We start from the raw sequence: 19,729 nt of genomic DNA, 5'->3' as shown, positions 1-19,729 counted from the left end.
CATATATATTATAATAAATTAGATATAAGATTTTTATGAGGGGGAAAATATGAAAAAAAAGAAAACATTGATTGGGTTAGCCATATCTTTTTTACTTATAATTAGTATTATAAATCCATTACAAGTTAATGCAGAAGCTATTATTGATTCTGGTGTATACATTTCTTCAACACAAGAGAATTATAAATCTAATTATACTAGATTTAAAACTATTAAATCTAAAAGTAAACATAAACGTAGTAGGTCTAGTAAAAGCAGAGTAAAATTGAAAAAAAGAATGATAAGAACTAAAAATTATGGACATGGAACTTTAAATAAACATAAAAATCAAGGCATAAGAAGACATAATATTCTATCAAGATTGATATTTTCAATAATGGTTATATTTATTGTTATAGTTTTAATTGTACTAATATTTATTAAAAGGAAAAAGAAGAAATTTTATTAAAAAGAATATCACTTTGCCAACTGTTGATGTTTATTTTATAGCATGATATAATTTAATCGGAATAATGTTCTGTTTAAAAGGAGATATAAAAATGGCACGAAAACGAATATTAAATGGTGGTAAACGAGATGAACTTATTGATAATGCACTTAATTTATTTTTAGAACATGGGTATGAAAATACTTCTATAAGAATGATTTTAGATAGTGTAGGTGGTGAAGTTGGTATGTTTTATCACTATTTTAAATCAAAAGATGAAATATTTAATGAAGTGATAAAATTGTTTCTAGTTCAGTATGAAAAAAGTTTTTCTGATGTTTTATATGATGATTGTATACCAAATAATCTGAAGATTGATGTTGTATTTGAGTTATTACAAAAAACTCTTTTAAAGTATAAAACATTCAAATCAGGTAAATTTCATTGGAGTATGCAAATTGCACTAAATCAATTAACTTTAAAGAGTTTAGTTCCTCATATAGCAAAATATATAAACTATATGCGTGATAAAGGTGTGATTGGAAGTTGTGCAATTGAAACAGATTTAGAGCTTGCAAATGCTGTTCTTTATTCATCATTTGCAATATTACATCAAGACTCACTAACTGAATTAACAGAGGAAGAATTAAAGCAAAAAAAACAGATTATTAGAGGGATTATTCACAGGATTTTGGATATAAAAAGAAATACATAATCTTATTTACTATTTTTTAGAAAAAATAGATTACGAAATATATTTTTAAATTTATAAAAATATATTGACATTTTTTAGAAAAAATAATATTATTATTTCAACGACAAAATTTAATAGAGTAAATTAAATCCTATGACAAGGAAAAGTAGTTAAATTTAGGTTCATTATAGAGAGCTGAGGATGGTGGAATCTTAGCAAGAAAAAATTTGATGAATGGCCCTTAGAGGAGTAAATTGAAATCAGAGTTTTGAGAGTAGACTTTATCGTCAGTCGCACGTTATAGCGAATAGGGTATGTAAGTACCTGACAATGAGATATATAAAAATTGGATTTTGTATTAATTTTTATATAATTTAGGTGGCAACGCGGATAATCTCCGTCCTATTAGTTTAGGACGGAGTTTTTTATTTTACTGAAAAATTAAAATATAGAAGGTGGTGAAAAAGATGTCATGAATTTCCAGCGTTAAAGATGATGATATAGTGAATTGGCAAAAAAATAAATTGAAAATTAAAAAAACAGGAGGAAGTACAAAAATGAAAACAAATACAAAAAAACTAACTTTAAATGCAATACTTTTAGCGATGGGATTATTAATACATCAAATTACACCAGCTATAGGATTACCAATGAAACCAGATATACCACTAGCAATGTTATTTGTAATATTAGTTCTAAATAGAGATGATTATAAAACTTGTTTAATAGCAGGTATAGTAACGGGAATATTTACAGCTCTTACATCAAGTTTTCCAGGAGGTCAAATTCCTAATGTAATAGATAAAACTCTTACAGCAAATGCAGTATTTTTATTAATGAACATTAGTTATAAAATGCCTTTTATAAAAAAATTAGCTAAGAAGGCACAAGATACTATAGTAGTTACAATCATAATGCCAATAGGAACACTTGTAAGTGGAACAATCTTTTTATTAGCAGCTCAAGCTATAGTTGGTCTTCCAGGTGCTTCATTTACAGCTTTATTTTTAGCAGTAGTATTACCAGCTGTTTTAATAAACTTAGTTGCTGGACTATTTTTATTCAAGATTGTTAGCCTATCAATAAGAAGAGTTAGTTATCAAGCTTAAATATGAAATAATACTTTACTTTATAAACTATTATAATAATCAAACAATATAAGAATAGAGTAGATTTTAACTATTCTATTCTTATATCATTTAAAGATTTAGCATTATATTTTTTTCTTTTTAATAAAATATTTATATAATAGTAACATATCTTAAACCCAACAAATAAATTTTCACACCTATGTTAATGTTCTTATATGTATCTCGTTTGTAGTTATTAAATATATAATTTGTTTAAATTTACTTTTTCAGGATAAATTTATGTACTAATTTACTTTGATTTATTAGATTTTTTAATCTGCTAAAATTTCACCTAATTTAATCTGTATATACTTACATTTATAGATTTCTAAAAAATATGGAAAAAGTGAATTTTTTGTGAAAAACTTGCTTAAATTTGATTGAAAAAAGTATATAGTCTACAGTATAAAACGATTTTAGTTAAAACTTATAAAATTGTATCTGTGAAATATATTTTTAATACATAATTTAAATTTCTAATTTTAAATAGCGCTTTAACTGAAGAAAGTAAGTGTAACTATAATAGAAATAGAATATTTTGAGAAATATATCTATATACTTAAAAAAGAAAAATAAATCTATTAAAATAACATAATAAAAAAAATATTAAGAATAAAAATATAATTATAAGCATTTATATAAATCTAGTTGATTTTTAATATAAATGTAAATACAATTATATTTAAATGAATAATTGCATTTGTAATTATTAGCAATACAATCTAATATAGTTTATGATTTGACATAAGTTTGTTAAGTCCATAACCTAATTAAGAAAATGTATTCATATATTAAAAATTTATTATGAGGGGGATAATTTTATTATGAAATTCTGTAAAAGAATGTTAACATTGACTTTGAGTATTTCTTTTGCATTTGCAAATATTCAACTAGTAAATGCAATATCATCTGTAGAGAAAATACAAGGAAATAATAAGTATGAAATTGCAGGTAATGTAGCAGATGAAAATGCATATAAGACTGCTATACTAATTAATACTAATAATTCTATAGCAGATGGTTTAAGTGCAAGTGGATTAGCAGGAGCTTTAAATGCACCTATATTATTAACTGAAAAAAATACTATACCAACTGAGACATCTGCAAGATTAAAAAATGTATCAAAGGTTTATATAATTGGAGGAACATATTCTATTAGTACAACTGTGGAAAGTTCATTAAAATCTAAAAATATAAAAGTTGTAAGAATTCAGGGAAGTGACAGAATAAAAACAAGCTATAACGTTGCAAAAGAAATAAACTCAATAAAAAAAGTTGATACTGTAATGTTAACAAATGCATATAAAGGAGAAGCTGATGCTATAAGTATTGCATCTGTAGCTACAAGAGATAGTACACCAATAATTCTTACTAATGGACGAAGCATACCTTTTTCAACTAGTGGCTTAAAATCTTATGCAATAGGTGGAACATCTTCAATGAGTACTGCTTTAGTAAACAAGACTAAATCCACTAGACTGGGAGGAAGTACTCGCTTTGAAACTAATAAAGCAATAATAAATAAATTTTACAAAGATGCTAAAGATTTTTATATAGCTGGAGCATATGAATTAACAAATGCTCTTGTAGGTTCATCTTTATCAAAAAATAGTCCAATGGTATTAGTTGATAATGGTAGCAATAAAAGTGTCCTAAAGAATGCTAAGAAGATAACTTCTATAGGGTATATAAATTCAACTATAATTCAACAATGTCTAAATGTAACAAATGGAATTGGAGATATTAATACTGGCATTATAAAAGATGATGCTAAGCCAACTACAAAGACTATAAAAGCTGGTATGTATAAAGTTGGCAAAGATATATCAGCAGGGGAATACTTAATAACTTCAAATTCAGGAAGTTATGCTTCTTATTATGAAGTTACAAGTGATAGTACAGGAAATGCTGATAGCATACTTTCAAATGATATTTTTAGTGGAACTAGATACATAACTTTAGAGAATGGGCAGTATATCAAAATTGAGGATTCAACAATGATATTAGCCAAGTATGCTAAAGTTCAAAAGGCTAAGAATGGCAAGTTTGGAAATGGTATGTACAAAATTGGATTAGAAATTCCTGCTGGAGAATATACTATAGTTTCAAATTCTTCTGATGCATATTATGAAGTTAGAGATGATAGCTTAGGTGCTGTAGATGGAATAGTTACTAATGATGTTTTCTCAGGAAACAGATATATAACAGTTGAGGAAGGACAATATTTAATACTAAATAATTGTTACTTGATTGAGAGTAAATAGGTTTTATTGTATTCAGTAGGAAATGATGTTTTAATATAAGAAAGGTGTTTTAAACTAAAATTTAAAACATCTTTTTTTATTGTTTAGAAATAAACTACGCTTAAATTATTAAATTTATTATCAAAATACACATAGAAAAATAATAATATCTTTAAAAGATTTTTCTTATTTGATATAATTAAGGTTATGTGTAATATAAGAAATTAACTAGGAGGAATAGAAGTGAGCAAAAGAAAACAAGTAACAATACCTATAGAGAAAATACAAGAACAAGATAAATATATAGAACAAATACACAGACAAAATGAAGAATACTTCAACAGAACTGGAAAGAGAAAACTCGTGTTTACTCAAACCTTTGGATGTCAGATGAATGAACATGATTCAGAAAAATTATGTTCAATGCTAGAAGAAATGGGATACCAAATGTCAATGATGCTTGAAGAAAGTGATTTAATAATATATAACACATGTGCAGTTAGAGAAAATGCAGAGTTAAAAGTATATGGAAATTTAGGACAATTAAAGCATCTAAAAGGAAAAAATCCAAATATGAAAATAGCTGTGTGTGGATGTATGATGCAACAACCACATGTTGTAGAAGAATTAAGAAAAAAATACAAACATGTGGACCTTATATTTGGGACACATAATCTATATAAATTTCCACAATTACTTACAGAATCAATGAATTCTGAAAAAATGTTAGTAGATGTTTGGGATGTAGATGGAGAGGTAATAGAAGGTCTTAGAAGTAATAGAAAATTTGAATTAAAGGCATTTGTAAATATAATGTATGGATGCAATAATTTTTGTACATACTGTATAGTTCCATATACAAGAGGTAGAGAAAGAAGTAGAACACCTGAAGATATAATTAATGAGATAAAAGAGCTTGTAGCAAATGGGACAAAAGAAATTACTTTACTTGGACAAAATGTCGACTCTTATGGCAAGACACTTGAAAATCCAGTTACATTTTCAGAACTTCTAAGAAAAGTAAATGAGATAGAAGGAATTGAAAGAGTTAGATTTATGACATCTCATCCAAAAGATATATCTGATGAAGTAATATATGCAATTAGAGATTGTGATAAGGTATGTGAATTTTTACACTTACCAATACAATGTGGAAGTAGTAGTCTTTTGAAAAAAATGAATAGACATTATACAAAAGAATATTATTTAGAAATAATAGAAAAGGCTAAAAAAGAAGTACCAGATATTGCTTTTTCAACAGATTTAATGATAGGTTTCCCAGGAGAAACAGAAGAAGATTTATTAGATACTTTAGATGTAATTGAAAAAGTAAAATATGATTCAGCTTTTACGTTTATTTATTCCAAAAGACAGGGAACACCTGCTGCTAAAATGGAAAATCAAATACCAGAAGAAATAAAACATGATAGATTTAATAGAGTGTTAGAAGCTGTAAATAGGATTTCAGCAGATATAAATAATGGATATAAAAATAGAATAGTTGAAGTTTTAGTTGAAGGAAGAAGTAAGAATAATGAGAATAAATTTGCTGGTAGAACTAGACAGAATAAACTTGTAAATTTCGAAGGCGGAAATGATGGTTTGATTGGAAAATTAGTTATGGTTAAAATTACTGAACCTAGGACTTTTTCATTAAATGGTATACTAGTAAATGATTAATATTGTACAATATAATAAAATTATGTAAACTTATTGGAATAGATGTGCTATAAAACAAAATATATTATTTAAAAAAATACATCATATATGTTAATTTTAATTTTTATTATAAATAAGTTTTATATAAAATGTAAACTGATAGTACATCTATTTTTATTCTATTTTATAAAGTTTTACCTAACTATATATTAGTATATCCTTATTATATACTAATATATTATAGAATAACTATAAAAAAGCAGTTAATCTTTCAAAATTAACTGCTTAACTTAAAATTATTATTTTTTACATTTCTTATTAGAATAATAGATATTGAAAAGCACACTAGCAAGTATAACTATTATAAATATTACAGCAAATGGAAGCATTTCTTTTTCAGCCATTTGTCCATTCTCTACTCTATAACCAAAGAATGACATAATAAATAACATTATAGATACAATGAAGGTAACAATACTAGAACTTCTACATAATTTTTTCTTATCATATTGAGCTTTTTCTTTATCACTCATAGTATTATAACCTGCCAATAGCATACTGGCTTTTCCATTAAATAATAATATACTTAAAATGAAAAAGGCAATTGCTGATATAACTATGAATACTACTGCAAACATTATAAGTACCTCCATATATTTTGACTTACAGTTTACTAATTTATTAATATTTTACCATAAACATACATTAAAATCATTTATTTCATACCTTAACCTTATTAGATATATTATTATGCTATAATTTATCCATAGTTTAATAATAATACTTAGAATTTATCTTGAAATTGTATTGGTAATTATGAAATAATAACTGAGCAATAATTAAGTAGAAAAAATATTATAAAATATAGTTTCTTATATTTCTTGGAAGTATCACATTTTAAATTTAGAAAATTTTAAAAACTTATTATCTAAAAATTTAAGTGTTTACTTACATTTATTATTCTGATAAGAAGTTTAAAAAGTTTTCTAGTATTTTTGCTGTCATACCCCAGATTACATAATCTTTGTATTTATAGAATAGAATAGGGTAACTTCCACTTTCAAACTTATAATCTTTTTGGTTTGGAATTGACCCATAAGGTAGATTTTCATCAGGAAAAACTTTTACAGTATTATTATAAGTATGTGGAGGATTTTCTAAAAGATATTTTATAGGGACCAAAAAAGTATGGTCAACTTCATCCTTATTTATATTTAAATTATTAATGTTTTTTATATATCCTAAATAAGGATGTATTATGAATTTTACAGGTGTTATAAGTAGGTCCAGACTTGCTATGATTTCTATATTGTCATTAAAAGTACCTAATTCTTCACAAGTTTCTCTGATAGCAGCATCATATGGAGTTTCGTTGGATTCTATCTTGCCACCTGGAAAAGAAATCTCATTAGGTTGATGTTTTAAATTCTTTGAGCGAACTTCAAATAATATATGATGTATGTTATTTATTTCTACTATTGGAATTAGAACAGATGCTCTTTTCATATTTTTATATCCATTTATATATGGCTTGTAATCTTTGAACTTATTTTTAATATCGTTTATCATTTTTTCCTCCTAAAATAATATTATTAAAAATTATATAATTGAGTTTTAACAATAATATATAATTATGATTTATCTAATTTAAGATATAGTAACTATCTATATTATTATATAATATAATGATAAATATATATTAACAAATAATAAAAAAATTAATTTGATTGTATATAAATTAGTTTGTTATCAATTTATTATTAATTAGAATTAAAAAGTTTGGAATTTTATTTAGAAAAAAACTATAATTCAATTTCTATATTTGTTGAGAATGCAATTATAGCTTTCCCAATTATTTTTACTTCAACTGGCTTATTATCTGAAATAATTACTTTTACTAACATCTTGCCTTTGCGTTTTATTGTTTCTCCTTGTATTGCTTCAAATATAAACTCTGTGTCAGGTATAGGTATTACTTTATAATGTACAAGATATGCACCTAAAGGACCATTAGCATTTCCTGTAACAGGGTCTTCTGAAATACCAATTGCAGGAGCAAACATCCTTCCATTAACCTGTAGATTTTCTTTATTATGTAATGTAAAAATATAATATCCATTACATTTTATTTCTTGACTTATTTTCGATAACTCATTTAAATTTGGAGATAAGTTATTTAATGCTGATAATTCTTTTATTCCAATCATAACTTTTGAATGTCCTGTAGATGCTATGGCAATAGGACAGTCTGTACGAATATCTTCCTTTGAAATACCAAATGCATGAAGTAATCTTTCTTGATAGGTTTGTTGTAATGGTGGAGATACTTCAATTTTTCCTTGTGTCATAATTATTTCATAATCATTACCTTTTTTAATAATATCAACTGGTAATATTCCAGCACCAGTTTTTTGAAATACTGTTGTGTTATGGATTTGATTTTCTACTGCTCTAGCATAGTGAGCAGCAATAGTAGCATGACCACATATAGGAACCTCATTAGTTGGTGTAAAAAATCTGATATGTACATCATAATTTTCTTGATGACTTTTAACAAATTTATTGAAAATAAAAGCAGTTTCTGAATTATTTAATTCTCTTGCTATTTTTTGCATTTGTGATTCAGATAAGCCATCAGCATTTGTAATTACACCAGCTGGATTACCTGTAAATTTTTCTTTTGTAAATGAGTCAACTTGATAAAGATGAAATATTTTATCCATATTATATAATCCTTTCTAAATATTAGAATAGTTTGTGTACATAGAAAACTTGAGATGGATTATTACCTACTATCATCTGTTTAAATAAAATTAATAAGATAGTATATGTCTATATTAGAATTTAAACATATACATCTAAAAAAGTAGTATTATGTAAGGCTCTATGCTACAATCAAAATTATATTACGAATTAATATGTTAAACAAGAATGTACTTTTTAGTTAGCTACTTACCATTTTGAAAGAGAGGATTGGGATGAATATAGATAATAATTTTGAAGAATTTCCAAATATTGAAGAAAGACAAAAAGATTTTAATTGTTCAATTGGTTTTACCATGACTGTGATAGGAAGTAAATGGAGGGCAATTATTCTATGGCATATTTTAAAACAAGAGGCAATACGTTACAGTCAATTAAAAAAAGAAGTTGTTCATATAAGTCATAAGATACTGTCACAAGAATTAAAGCATCTTGAAAGAGATGGGCTTATTAAGAGGGTTTCTTATCCTACTATTCCTCCAAAAGTCGAATATTTGGCTACTAAACGTGGGAAATCATTGGAATCTATATTATTAGAATTATGTAATTGGGGTAAACAGTATATGAGATAAACTCAACTGTTTACTTCATAAAAAGTAGACAATAAAGCCTACTTTAATTAGTTTTTTTAATGCATTATAAAACGTAGATAAAACTAAAAAGGGTTTTCTAGAAAATAAAATTTCTTTAATTATATCTGCTTACCAATACCATCACTTGATGCAAACAAGATTCTACCACGTTCTCTCCATATTCTAGTATAAAGTCATTTAATTGTGTATCTATAAAATTGCAGTAATCGTATGAACTACATATATATGCAGTTAGTATATGTGTACATCTATCCATCTTATCTATAAACATATATCATTTATCCCCCTAAAAAACTTTCATAAAAACAAAAAGAAAATATCTTTTTGGCAACTGGCTGACATAACTTGTTTTATAAGTCTTAGTCCCTATAGCTTTGCGTCACTAAATTTCTCTAGTTTTGCCTATTTAGTTTTATTCTACAATTACAATCATATAGGAAAACGTTTGATTTTTCAAGGTAGATATTAAAAAATTTAAAAATTAAAAAAAATAATTTGTTTTTCAAAAATAAATTAGGTAAAATAATTATATTATATAGCTTATATATGCAAATCATAGTAATAGCTTTTTATTATTAATTTAAATTGAATTAATTTGAGGAAGGAAAGTAAAACTAAACAAAGTTAAACAGTTAATAAAATAAAAAAAGTTTCTTAGAATAGTATATTTTTGTAGATAAACTTTAAATCTTAATCAAATTCTAATAATTTATGATGAGTATGTATAGTGTAAATATAATTTCTAAAAAAATATTATTTTGGTATTATAGATTTTAAAATGTACAAAATATATAATATGAATAAAAAATTTGTTAAAATATGATAAGTGTAGTATAATCAAGTAGAAAAGATATAATATATTTCGGGGAGCTAATGTGCTGAGAGGAGATTTTATCTCGACCCTTTGAACCTGTTTGGATAATGCCAGTGTAGGGAGACCAGTAAAGATGAAAATAAGTCTTATCCTATTGTGGATAGGACTTTTATTTTATTCAAATATAGTATCTTTTTGGAAATAAAATTTTTAATAAAAAACAAAATATACCTAGTAGGTATTAATTATTTTTAAAGGAGTGATTTAAATGGTAATTGCAGACATAGCAGTAATGCCACTAAGACCTTATAAAGGTGAAGAAGAAATGTACAAAGTAGTAGATGCTTGTATTGCTGAAATTGAAAAAAGCGGTCTTAAATGTGAAATAGGTGCGATGAGCACGACTGTTGAAGGTGATTTTGATGAAGTTTTTGAATTATTGAAGAAAGTACATAAAATCCCTTTTAATCTTGGATGTGAAAGAGTTATAACAGTAGCTAGAGTGGATGAAAAAGCTGGAGGCTTGACTATAGATGAAAAACTTAGAAATCATAGATAAAGTTAAAGATAGTATATATCCAATAGCAACATTTTTGTTTATACTTATTCTTTGGCAATCTGTGGTAGAAGTTTTAAAAGTTCCGCAGTATATACTACCCACGCCAGTAGATATACTTAATGTATTTTTTAAAGACTCTCAAAATTTATCCATGCATGCTATAGTTACTATAGGAGAGGCAATACTTGGTTTTATAGTTGCAATTATAATATCATTAACAATTGGTGTATTGATGGATTTTGTGTTGATAATAAAAAAATGTCTTTATCCTATTATGTTGGTCACTCAAATGATACCTACAATAATTATAGCTCCACTTTTTATGATATGGTTTGGCTTTGGAACAATGCCAAAAATATTGATGGTAACACTTACTTGTTTTTTTCCTATATTAATAAGTTTTGTGGATGGAATTGAGAATATTGATAAAGACTATTTAAATTTATTTAAGACTATGAATTCAAACAAAATTAATACATTTATTCATCTTAAATTTCCTATGGCAATGGATAAATTTTTTTCTGGTCTAAAAATATCTGCAACTTATGCTGTAATGGCAGCAACTGTTGCAGAGTGGTTAGGTGGAACTAAAGGTCTTGGTGTTTATATGCTAAGGTCAAAAAGTGCATATGCTCTTGATAAAGTATTTGCATCTACTATATTGGTAGTTATATTTAGTTTGATATTTGTAGGCGTTGTACAAGCAATAAAAAAAATTGTTATAAGACATAGATTAGCAGATTAAATGTATTTGAGGGAGGATATTATGAATTTTAAAAAATTAGGAATATTAGGTTTAGCAAGTGTCTTTACACTAGCAACAATAACTGGATGTTCTTCAAATAATAATAAGGATAAAAATAATGCTAAAGATGATTCTTCTAAAAAAGTGACTATGGTACTTGATTGGACACCAAATACAAATCATACTGGATTATTTGTAGCACTTGATAAAGGTTATTATAAAGAAGAAGGTTTAGATGTAGAAATAGTACAACCTCCTGAAAGTGGAGCTGAGACTTTAGTTGCAACAGGTAAAGCTGACTTTGGTATAAGTTATCAAGAACAAGTTACCTATGCAAAGACTAGTGAAGACCCACTTCCAATAAAAGCTGTAGCAGCTGTTATACAACATAATACTTCTGGGTTTGCATCACCAAAAGAAAAAAATATAACTACAGCTAAAGATTTTGAAGGAAAAACTTATGGTGGTTGGGGTTCTCCATCAGAAGAAGCTGTGTTTAAAGCAGTTATGAAGAAAAATGGAGCCGATTTTAATAAGTTAAAAATAGTTAATACTGGTCAAGATGATTTCTTTGCAGCTATGAAAACTGTAGATTTTGCATGGATATTTGAAGGCTGGGATGCAGTTAAGGCAAGCTTAATTGACTATGATTTAAACTTTATACCAGTAAAAGATTTAGATGAGAGATTAGATTATTATACACCACTTATAATTTCTAATGAAACTGTACTTAAAGATAATCCAGAATTAGCTAAGAAATTCTTAAAAGCTACAACAAAAGGTTATGAATATGCAATTAAAAATCCAGAAGATGCAGCAAAAATATTAGTAAAGCATGCACCTGAAGTAGATGAAAAATTAGCACTAAAGAGTCAAGAATATCTAGCAAGTAAATATAAAGATGATGCACCTAGATGGGGAGAAATGAAAGACAGTGTATGGAATAACTACACATCATTCTTAAAAGAATATAAATTAATAGATAAGGATATGAAGGCAAGTGATGCTTACACAAATGAATTCTTACCACAATAAAAAAATAAAAGTATCTATAGAAAATGTATCAAAAACATATAAAGAAGTTGAAGTTTTAAAAGATATAAGCATTGATGTATATGAAGGTGAATTTGTTTCTATATTAGGTCCAAGTGGATGTGGAAAAAGTACTATATTTAATATTATAACTAAACTTACAGATTATAATAGTGGTAATGTAGATATAAATGGGAAATACAGTTACATGTATCAAAAAGACTTACTTTTACCATATAAAACTATAATAGATAATGTGTCACTACCACTAGTCTTAAAAAAAGAAAAAAAGAGTAAAGCAAGGGAAATGGTAAAACATTATTTTGAGGTTTTTGGTTTAAATGGATATGAAAATAAATATCCGTCTGAACTTTCTGGAGGAATGAGACAGAGAGCAAATTTCCTGAGAACCTTTGTAAATTCTAATGACATAATGCTTTTAGATGAGCCTTTTGGAGCACTTGACTCATTGACTAAGACATCTATGCAAAAATGGCTTTTAGATGTTAAGAAAAAGGTGAATTCAACAATACTTCTTATAACCCATGATATTGATGAAGCTATAATGTTGTCAAATAGAATTTATGTTATTTCAAAAAAGCCATCAGTAATAAAAAAAGAATTTATTATTGATAATAAAAAATTAAATGAAGATAACCTTGAAAATGTCATTAAACTTAAGAAAGAAATAATATCTTTGCTGTAAAAGTTCTATATATGTTTTATTTAAAAAATATTAAACTTAACAATCCAAAATGTAATTATACATTTTGGATTGTTTTTTAGTTATACGTCAAAATTTTATATATTATGTTAATAATAATCATCTACTATGATATAATATTTAATTAGAAAAGAAGGAGGTTTGATAATGCAAATAGATATGAATAAATTAACTCCTATGATGAAGCAATATCTTGAAGTGAAAAATAGATATAAAGATTGTATACTGTTTTTTAGATTGGGAGATTTTTATGAAATGTTTTTTGAAGATGCATTAGTAGCTTCAAAAGCTCTTGAAATAGCATTGACAGGAAAAGCTTGTGGTTTAGAAGAACGTGCTCCTATGTGTGGTGTACCTTTCCACTCAGCCAATTCATATATATCGAAATTAGTTGAAAATGGATATAAAGTAGCAATAGGTGAACAAATGGAAGACCCATCCACTGCAAAAGGGATTGTTAGAAGAGAGGTTATAAGAGTAATCACTCCTGGAACCGTTTTAGATGGAAACTTACTTGAAAACAAAAAGAATAATTATTTATTATCTCTATATAAGGATGGTTCTAATATAGGATTAACTTATGTTGATATAAGTACAGGAGAAACTAATGCAACATGTTTAAATGAAGATAAAGTAATTGAAGAGATTGCAAAAATCCATCCAACAGAAATAATTATAAATGATTTAGACTTTATAGAAAAGCTTAGAGATATAGCTACTGTAAGTAACATATACATAAATGAAAGTTTTAGTGATAACTATTTGGATATAAACATATTAAGAGAATATTTTCCAGAGGTTTATCTACAAAAATTAAAGTTTGATGATAAAGGTCTTATAAAGTCAAGCTTATCAATTCTTCTGAATTATATATATAACACTCAAAAACAAATAACATCTAATATAAATAATATAAATATATACAATTCATCAGAATATATGGTTTTAGATATGTTTACTAGGACTAATTTAGAACTTACTCAAACTATAAGAGGTAACAAGAAGAAAGGTTCATTATTGCATGTTCTTGATAAAACTTCTACAGCAATGGGAGGTAGACTTTTAAGAAAATATGTTGAAGAACCTTTGATAAATAAATCTAAAATTGAAAATAGATTGGACGTAATAGAAGAGATAAAAGATGACTTTATATTAAGAGAAGATTTAAATGATATACTTAAAAACATATACGATATAGAAAGAATATGTGGAAAGATAGCATTTGAAAGAGTAACACCAAAAGAATTAATTCACTTAAAAAATTCAATAGAGAAATTACCAAATTTAAAAGACACAATAGATTTATCAAATGCGACAATACTAAAAGAGTATGTTTCAGAAATGGATAAATTGGATGATATATACAATTTAATAGATGAATCTATTTTAGAAGAACCTACAATAACTATAAAAGATGGAAATATAATTAAATCCGATTTTAGTGATGAGCTTAAAGAATTGAGAGATATTTCTAAAAATGGAGCTTTTCTTGTAAAAGAAATAGAAAACAGGGAAAGAGAAAAAACAGGAGTTAAATCGTTAAAAATAGGTTTTAATAAAGTTTTTGGTTACTATATAGAAATAACAAAAGCTAACTTTAAACAGGCAAAACTAGATGAGACATATATAAGAAAACAGACACTTAGTAATGCAGAAAGATATATAACTCCAGAATTAAAGGAAATAGAAGAAAAAATATTACATGCTGAAGAGAAAATCAAGTCTCTGGAATACGAGATATTTGTAGGTATAAGAGATACTATATATAAAAATATAGATAGAATACAAAAAGTAGCTAAGACTATAGCTAATATAGATGTTTTTGTATCTCTTGCAACAGTTGCACACATAAATAACTATGTAAAACCAGCAATAAATGAAAATAATAAACTTGATATAAGAAATGGTAGACATCCAGTTGTTGAAAATATAGTAGGTGAGGAAAATTTCGTTCCAAATGACACATATCTAAATCGTGGGGAAAATATCATTAACATAATAACTGGTCCTAATATGTCTGGTAAATCAACATATATGAGACAAACTGCTATAATAGCACTTATGGCACATATAGGTTCATTTGTACCAGCAGAATATGCTGATATTCCAATCTTAGATAGAATATTTACTAGAGTTGGAGCTAGTGATGACCTATCTCAAGGTCAGTCTACTTTTATGGTGGAAATGAATGAAGTTTCTCTCATACTGAAAAATGCAACAGAGAGAAGTCTAGTTATATTAGATGAAATAGGTCGTGGAACTAGCACTTATGATGGTATAAGTTTAGCATGGTCGATAGTGGAATATATTCAGAAGAATATTAGGTGCAAGACATTATTTGCAACTCATTATCATGAACTTACTGATTTAGAAGAGGAATTTAAAGAAGTTAAAAATTATTCAATAGCAGTCAAAGAAGATGGAGAAGGAATAATCTTTTTAAGAAAAATAATTCCTCAAGGGGCAGATAAGAGCTATGGAATATATGTTGCCAAATTAGCTAAATTGCCAGATGAAGTCATAGAAAGAGCAAAATATATACTTAAAGACTTGGAAAAAAATCATGTTTATAACAGTGTAGCAATAAATGGAGATAAAGAAAAAACTAATGTGCCTAATATTAATTTAGATGAAGAATTGCTTAAAGTAAATCAAAGTAATTTTAAGAATAAATATGAATCTCTAAAAATAGAACATGAACTTGTAGTAAAAGACTATAAGCATATAAAAAAGGATTATGATAAATTAAATTCTAAATTTAAATTATTAAATGATGAAGTTGCTTTAATAAGGGAAAATGATACTAAAGATAAAACTAATAAAGAAGATTCTGTAAAAGAAGTAGCATTAACTCAAATATCTTTTGATAGTGTAAAGAGAGATATATTATCAGAAGAAATTTTAAATCTAGATATCTTAAATATGACTCCATTAGATGCGATAAATTCTCTTTATAATCTTCAAAAAAAAGCAAAAGAAATAAAATCTTAGAGGTGTACAAATGAAAAATATAATTAACATCCTAGATGATTTGACTATAAACAAGATAGCAGCAGGTGAGGTTGTAGAAAGACCTTCTTCTGTAGTGAAAGAGCTTATTGAAAACTCTATCGATGCAGGTGCAAACAAAATTTCTATAGATATAGTTGATGGAGGCAAGAGTTTAATTAAGATTACAGATAATGGAATAGGAATACATTCAAGTGAAGTTGAAAAATCATTTTTAAGACATGCTACTAGTAAAATTAAAAAAATTGATGATTTATACGATTTATATTCTCTTGGTTTTAGAGGAGAGGCATTAGCATCTATATCAGCTGTATCTAAATTAGAGATGACTACTAAAACAAAGGACGAGATTATAGGAACTAAAATATATGTTGAGGGTGGCAAAATAATGTCAAAAGAACCAATAGGTTCTACTAATGGGACTACAATTATTATAAAAGATATTTTCTTTAATACACCAGCAAGACAGAAGTTTTTAAAATCTACTCATGCAGAAACTATAAATATAAGTGATTTAATAAATAAACTTGCAATAGGTAATCCAAGTGTTCAATTTAAATATACAAATAATAATAAACAAATGCTAAATACTCCAGGAGATGGGAAGCTTGTAAACACCATTAGAAGTATATATGGAAAAGAGATAACAGAAAATATAATAGATGTGGAGTTTAAATGTAATCATTTTAAAATGAATGGATATATAGGTAATAACAATATATATCGTTCTAATAAAAATTTACAACATATCTATATAAATAAAAGATTTGTAAAAAGCAAAATAATCATAGATGCAATAACAGAAAGTTATAAGTCTATAATTCCAATAGGTAAGCATGCAGTTTGTTTTTTAAATATAGAAGTAGACCCATCGTGTATAGATGTAAATATACATCCTAATAAACTTGAAATTAAATTTGAAAAAGAACAAGAAGTGTATATAGAACTTAGAGATTTTCTAAAGGTTAAACTGATACATTCAAATCTTATTGGTAAGTATGCTACTTATACTGATAAAAAAACACAACCTAGAATTGCTATTAATAATAGAGAAAAAAGTACAGTTTTTGAATCAAAAAATAATAATTTATTAGAATCTAATTCTCAAAATAATAATATTACTAGAGAAAAAGATGAAGCTATTGAATTTATAACTTTATCGAGTGAAAGACCAATAAATGAATTTCAATCAGTAAGTGAAGTCTTAAGTGCAAATGTAGAAGATGAATTAAAAAATACTAAGTATCTAAGTGAAGATAATGTAAATGACAATATGCAAGAAGAATTTCAAGTTGATGCTTCTGTAAACAATAGAAACTGTTATCATGATGGTGTTAGAGATGGTGAAGAAGAATATCTATATAGTTCAAAAGCTAAGTTTTCTTTATATGGATATTCTGTTATTGGAGTAGTGTTTAATACTTATATAATTTTAAGCAAAGATGATTCTATGTATTTGTTGGACCAACATGCTGCACATGAAAGAATATTATATGAGAGATATATGGAAAAGTTTTATAGGCAAGATATTAATATGCAAATACTTTTAGACCCTGTGGTAATTGAAGTATCAAATGTAGATATGCTTCAAATTGAAAATAATTTAGAGTTATTTATGAAATTTGGTTTTGAACTAGAAGTATTTGGTAATAATCATATAATGATAAGATGTGTACCAACTATATTTGGTGTTCCTGAAACTGAAAAATTCATACTTCAAATAATAGACAATATAGAAGAGATTACAAGCAATTATGATTTAAAAGGAGAAAGATTTGCATCTATGGCATGTAGGTCTGCTATAAAAGCGAATGATAAAATATATGATATTGAAATAAAAAGCCTATTAAAACAGCTAGAAGAGTGTGAGAATCCATTTACATGCCCTCACGGAAGACCTATAATGGTTGAAATATCTAAGACAGAAATAGAAAAAATGTTTAAAAGAATCATGTAAAATATCTGGATAGTTAAAATATATGGAAAGGAATATTATGAAAAAAATACCACTTATAATACTTACAGGTCCAACTGCTGTTGGAAAGACAGATTTATCAATAAAATTAGCAAGAGATGTGAATGCAGAGATAATTTCAGCAGATTCTATGCAAATATATAAATATATGGATATTGGAAGTGCAAAAGTTACAGAGGAAGAGATGCAGGGAATAAAGCACTACCTTATAGATGAAGTTAAGCCTGATTATCCATTTTCAGTATCAGAATTTCAACAGAGAGCAAAAAAATATATATATGAAATAACTCAAAAAGGAAAATCTGTTTTAGTAACTGGAGGCACAGGGCTGTATTTGAATTCTTTAATATATAATATGGATTTTGCAAAGTCTGATGCAAATAATGAGCTAAGAGATGAACTTCAAAGTCAGCTTGCTGAAAAAGGCATAGATTACATGCATAATAGATTGAAATCACTCGATGAAGAAGCTGCTAATAGAATTCATAAGAACAATACTAAAAGAGTTATAAGGGCACTTGAAGTTTGTCTAAGCGGTAAGAAAATGGATGACTTTTCAAGTGATTTAAAACTTAATGAAGAGTATGAACCCATAATAATAGTATTAAATAGAAATAGAGAACACTTATATGAAAGAATAAATATGAGAGTTGACATAATGTTAAAAAATGGGTTAGTTGAAGAAGTCAAAAAACTTTTAAGTATGGGATTTAAAAAAGATATGATATCTATGCAAGGTATAGGTTATAAAGAGATATTAAAGTATTTAGATGGAGAATATACATACGAAGAAGCTATTGAAATAATCAAAAGAGATTCTAGAAGGTATGCAAAGCGTCAAATAACTTGGTTTAAAAGATATGAAACAGCAAAATGGTTTGATTTAGACAAATATGAAAGTATAGATACATTAAAAAATGAAATAATCTTATATATTAAAGATTCTATAAAATAATATATAATTTTTTAAGTATACAACTTAATATTGAAAATTTATCATAACTTATATAGAATATAAGGTAGGAATATTTTAGAAGTTCAATTTAATCTTGGGAGGGTACAAATCTAATGAAAAATACAGTTTTAAATTTACAAGATTTGTTTTTAAATAATGCTAGGAAAGAAAGGATACCTGTTACTATATATTTAGTTAATGGTGTACAAGTTAAAGGGCTTGTAAAAGGATTTGATAGTTATATAATATTAATAGAAGGAGACAATAGACAACAAAACATGATTTATAAACATGCTGTTTCGACTATACAACCTGGAAAGTATATTAATCTAACAAATCAAAATCAAAACAACAATAATAACAACAATAATAACAACAGATAGATAATTAATTTAATTTAAAATGAT

Annotated in this window: 18 protein-coding genes, 2 riboswitches and 1 other annotated feature; of the genes, 14 read left to right on the top strand and 4 right to left on the bottom strand. The window is 26.2% G+C overall.

Translation table 11 applies throughout. The features are described 5' to 3' along the window. The first annotated feature begins 49 nt into the window (after positions 1–49). The 5 genes from ACTG47_RS10360 to miaB all read left to right on the top strand — a co-directional run bounded on the left by ACTG47_RS10360 (position 50) and on the right by miaB (position 6,174). Positions 50–448 (top strand): hypothetical protein, encoded by a 399-nt coding sequence (locus ACTG47_RS10360; protein ID WP_479924479.1) that lies wholly within the window; start codon positions 50–52, stop codon positions 446–448. A gap of 91 nt (positions 449–539) precedes the next feature. Next, entirely contained in the window at positions 540–1,142 is a 603-nt protein-coding gene (locus tag ACTG47_RS10355; protein ID WP_479924478.1) for a TetR/AcrR family transcriptional regulator, read from the top strand. Positions 1,143–1,265: 123 nt separating this feature from the next. Then, positions 1,266–1,529, top strand: a binding site (T-box leader). Between the two features lie 149 nt (positions 1,530–1,678). Next, positions 1,679–2,230 carry a tryptophan transporter gene (locus tag ACTG47_RS10350; RefSeq protein WP_479924477.1) on the top strand — a complete coding sequence of 184 codons (552 nt, stop codon included), beginning with the start codon at positions 1,679–1,681 and terminating at the stop codon, positions 2,228–2,230. An 845-nt stretch (positions 2,231–3,075) separates the two neighbouring features. After that, complete coding sequence (locus tag ACTG47_RS10345; protein WP_479924476.1) at positions 3,076–4,515, top strand: cell wall-binding repeat-containing protein; 1,440 nt, start codon at positions 3,076–3,078, stop codon at positions 4,513–4,515. 222 nt (positions 4,516–4,737) lie between these two features. Further along, positions 4,738–6,174, top strand: coding sequence for a tRNA (N6-isopentenyl adenosine(37)-C2)-methylthiotransferase MiaB (miaB, locus tag ACTG47_RS10340; protein ID WP_479924475.1), 1,437 nt, complete (start codon positions 4,738–4,740; stop codon positions 6,172–6,174). A 278-nt stretch (positions 6,175–6,452) separates the two neighbouring features. Here the strand turns inward: miaB and ACTG47_RS10335 are convergent, their stop codons facing one another. The 3 genes from ACTG47_RS10335 to ACTG47_RS10325 form a co-directional block, all read right to left on the bottom strand. Then, a complete protein-coding gene (locus ACTG47_RS10335; protein ID WP_479924474.1) occupies positions 6,453–6,791 on the bottom strand; it encodes a DUF3784 domain-containing protein in 339 nt (112 codons plus the stop codon). A 319-nt stretch (positions 6,792–7,110) separates the two neighbouring features. Beyond that, positions 7,111–7,722 (bottom strand): NUDIX hydrolase, encoded by a 612-nt coding sequence (locus ACTG47_RS10330; RefSeq protein WP_479924473.1) that lies wholly within the window; start codon positions 7,720–7,722, stop codon positions 7,111–7,113. Between the two features lie 233 nt (positions 7,723–7,955). After that, the gene (locus tag ACTG47_RS10325) at positions 7,956–8,876 is read right to left on the bottom strand and encodes a PhzF family isomerase (protein ID WP_479924472.1); all 921 of its coding nucleotides are present in this window, start codon (positions 8,874–8,876) and stop codon (positions 7,956–7,958) included. Between the two features lie 255 nt (positions 8,877–9,131). On the opposite strand from ACTG47_RS10325, the gene ACTG47_RS10320 reads away from it, so the two are divergent. Further along, complete coding sequence (locus ACTG47_RS10320; protein ID WP_479924471.1) at positions 9,132–9,488, top strand: winged helix-turn-helix transcriptional regulator; 357 nt, start codon at positions 9,132–9,134, stop codon at positions 9,486–9,488. A gap of 115 nt (positions 9,489–9,603) precedes the next feature. Here ACTG47_RS10320 and ACTG47_RS10315 read toward each other — a convergent pair whose 3' ends face one another. Beyond that, positions 9,604–9,780, bottom strand: coding sequence for a hypothetical protein (locus ACTG47_RS10315; RefSeq protein WP_054270407.1), 177 nt, complete (start codon positions 9,778–9,780; stop codon positions 9,604–9,606). 52 nt (positions 9,781–9,832) lie between these two features. Beyond that, positions 9,833–9,922, bottom strand: a riboswitch (cyclic di-GMP riboswitch). 440 nt (positions 9,923–10,362) lie between these two features. Further along, a riboswitch (TPP riboswitch) is annotated at positions 10,363–10,462 on the top strand. A gap of 129 nt (positions 10,463–10,591) precedes the next feature. On the opposite strand from ACTG47_RS10315, the gene ACTG47_RS10310 reads away from it, so the two are divergent. The 8 genes from ACTG47_RS10310 (at position 10,592) to hfq (ending at position 19,705) form a co-directional block, all read left to right on the top strand. Then, positions 10,592–10,882 carry an MTH1187 family thiamine-binding protein gene (locus ACTG47_RS10310; protein ID WP_003424145.1) on the top strand — a complete coding sequence of 97 codons (291 nt, stop codon included), beginning with the start codon at positions 10,592–10,594 and terminating at the stop codon, positions 10,880–10,882. Continuing rightward, positions 10,857–11,627 (top strand): ABC transporter permease, encoded by a 771-nt coding sequence (locus ACTG47_RS10305; RefSeq protein ID WP_479924470.1) that lies wholly within the window; start codon positions 10,857–10,859, stop codon positions 11,625–11,627. Before ACTG47_RS10310 ends, ACTG47_RS10305 begins: the two co-directional genes overlap by 26 nt. A 21-nt stretch (positions 11,628–11,648) precedes the next feature. Then, positions 11,649–12,662 (top strand): ABC transporter substrate-binding protein, encoded by a 1,014-nt coding sequence (locus ACTG47_RS10300; protein ID WP_479924469.1) that lies wholly within the window; start codon positions 11,649–11,651, stop codon positions 12,660–12,662. After that, the gene (locus ACTG47_RS10295; protein ID WP_479927077.1) at positions 12,631–13,365 is read left to right on the top strand and encodes an ABC transporter ATP-binding protein; all 735 of its coding nucleotides are present in this window, start codon (positions 12,631–12,633) and stop codon (positions 13,363–13,365) included. The genes ACTG47_RS10300 and ACTG47_RS10295 overlap by 32 nt, the downstream gene beginning before the upstream one ends. 165 nt (positions 13,366–13,530) lie before the next feature. Next, positions 13,531–16,374: a DNA mismatch repair protein MutS gene (gene mutS / locus ACTG47_RS10290; RefSeq protein ID WP_479924468.1), complete on the top strand. Its 2,844-nt coding sequence runs from the start codon at positions 13,531–13,533 to the stop codon at positions 16,372–16,374. Positions 16,375–16,384: 10 nt separating this feature from the next. Further along, positions 16,385–18,349: a DNA mismatch repair endonuclease MutL gene (gene mutL / locus ACTG47_RS10285; RefSeq protein ID WP_479924467.1), complete on the top strand. Its 1,965-nt coding sequence runs from the start codon at positions 16,385–16,387 to the stop codon at positions 18,347–18,349. Between the two features lie 37 nt (positions 18,350–18,386). Next, positions 18,387–19,322: a tRNA (adenosine(37)-N6)-dimethylallyltransferase MiaA gene (miaA, locus tag ACTG47_RS10280; RefSeq protein WP_479924466.1), complete on the top strand. Its 936-nt coding sequence runs from the start codon at positions 18,387–18,389 to the stop codon at positions 19,320–19,322. Between the two features lie 113 nt (positions 19,323–19,435). After that, positions 19,436–19,705, top strand: coding sequence for an RNA chaperone Hfq (gene hfq / locus ACTG47_RS10275; RefSeq protein ID WP_169466998.1), 270 nt, complete (start codon positions 19,436–19,438; stop codon positions 19,703–19,705). Positions 19,706–19,729 lie beyond the last annotated feature (24 nt).

It is taken from the genome of Clostridioides sp. LIBA-6622 (genome assembly GCF_056716095.1).
This window is presented reverse-complemented; position numbering and strand designations above follow the sequence as displayed.

Excerpts from the sequence above, each read along its gene's own strand:
- ACTG47_RS10360 (WP_479924479.1), top strand. The coding sequence starts at position 50 with ATGAAAAAAAAGAAAACATTGATTGGGTTAGCCATATCTTTTTTACTT.
- ACTG47_RS10355 (WP_479924478.1), top strand. The coding sequence starts at position 540 with ATGGCACGAAAACGAATATTAAATGGTGGTAAACGAGATGAACTTATT.
- ACTG47_RS10350 (WP_479924477.1), top strand. The coding sequence starts at position 1,679 with ATGAAAACAAATACAAAAAAACTAACTTTAAATGCAATACTTTTAGCG.
- ACTG47_RS10345 (WP_479924476.1), top strand. The coding sequence starts at position 3,076 with ATGAAATTCTGTAAAAGAATGTTAACATTGACTTTGAGTATTTCTTTT.
- ACTG47_RS10335 (WP_479924474.1), bottom strand. The coding sequence starts at position 6,791 with ATGTTTGCAGTAGTATTCATAGTTATATCAGCAATTGCCTTTTTCATT.
- ACTG47_RS10330 (WP_479924473.1), bottom strand. The coding sequence starts at position 7,722 with ATGATAAACGATATTAAAAATAAGTTCAAAGATTACAAGCCATATATA.
- ACTG47_RS10325 (WP_479924472.1), bottom strand. The coding sequence starts at position 8,876 with ATGGATAAAATATTTCATCTTTATCAAGTTGACTCATTTACAAAAGAA.
- ACTG47_RS10320 (WP_479924471.1), top strand. The coding sequence starts at position 9,132 with ATGAATATAGATAATAATTTTGAAGAATTTCCAAATATTGAAGAAAGA.
- ACTG47_RS10315 (WP_054270407.1), bottom strand. The coding sequence starts at position 9,780 with ATGTTTATAGATAAGATGGATAGATGTACACATATACTAACTGCATAT.
- ACTG47_RS10310 (WP_003424145.1), top strand. The coding sequence starts at position 10,592 with ATGGTAATTGCAGACATAGCAGTAATGCCACTAAGACCTTATAAAGGT.
- ACTG47_RS10305 (WP_479924470.1), top strand. The coding sequence starts at position 10,857 with ATGAAAAACTTAGAAATCATAGATAAAGTTAAAGATAGTATATATCCA.
- ACTG47_RS10300 (WP_479924469.1), top strand. The coding sequence starts at position 11,649 with ATGAATTTTAAAAAATTAGGAATATTAGGTTTAGCAAGTGTCTTTACA.
- ACTG47_RS10295 (WP_479927077.1), top strand. The coding sequence starts at position 12,631 with ATGCTTACACAAATGAATTCTTACCACAATAAAAAAATAAAAGTATCT.
- mutS (WP_479924468.1), top strand. The coding sequence starts at position 13,531 with ATGCAAATAGATATGAATAAATTAACTCCTATGATGAAGCAATATCTT.
- mutL (WP_479924467.1), top strand. The coding sequence starts at position 16,385 with ATGAAAAATATAATTAACATCCTAGATGATTTGACTATAAACAAGATA.
- miaA (WP_479924466.1), top strand. The coding sequence starts at position 18,387 with ATGAAAAAAATACCACTTATAATACTTACAGGTCCAACTGCTGTTGGA.
- hfq (WP_169466998.1), top strand. The coding sequence starts at position 19,436 with ATGAAAAATACAGTTTTAAATTTACAAGATTTGTTTTTAAATAATGCT.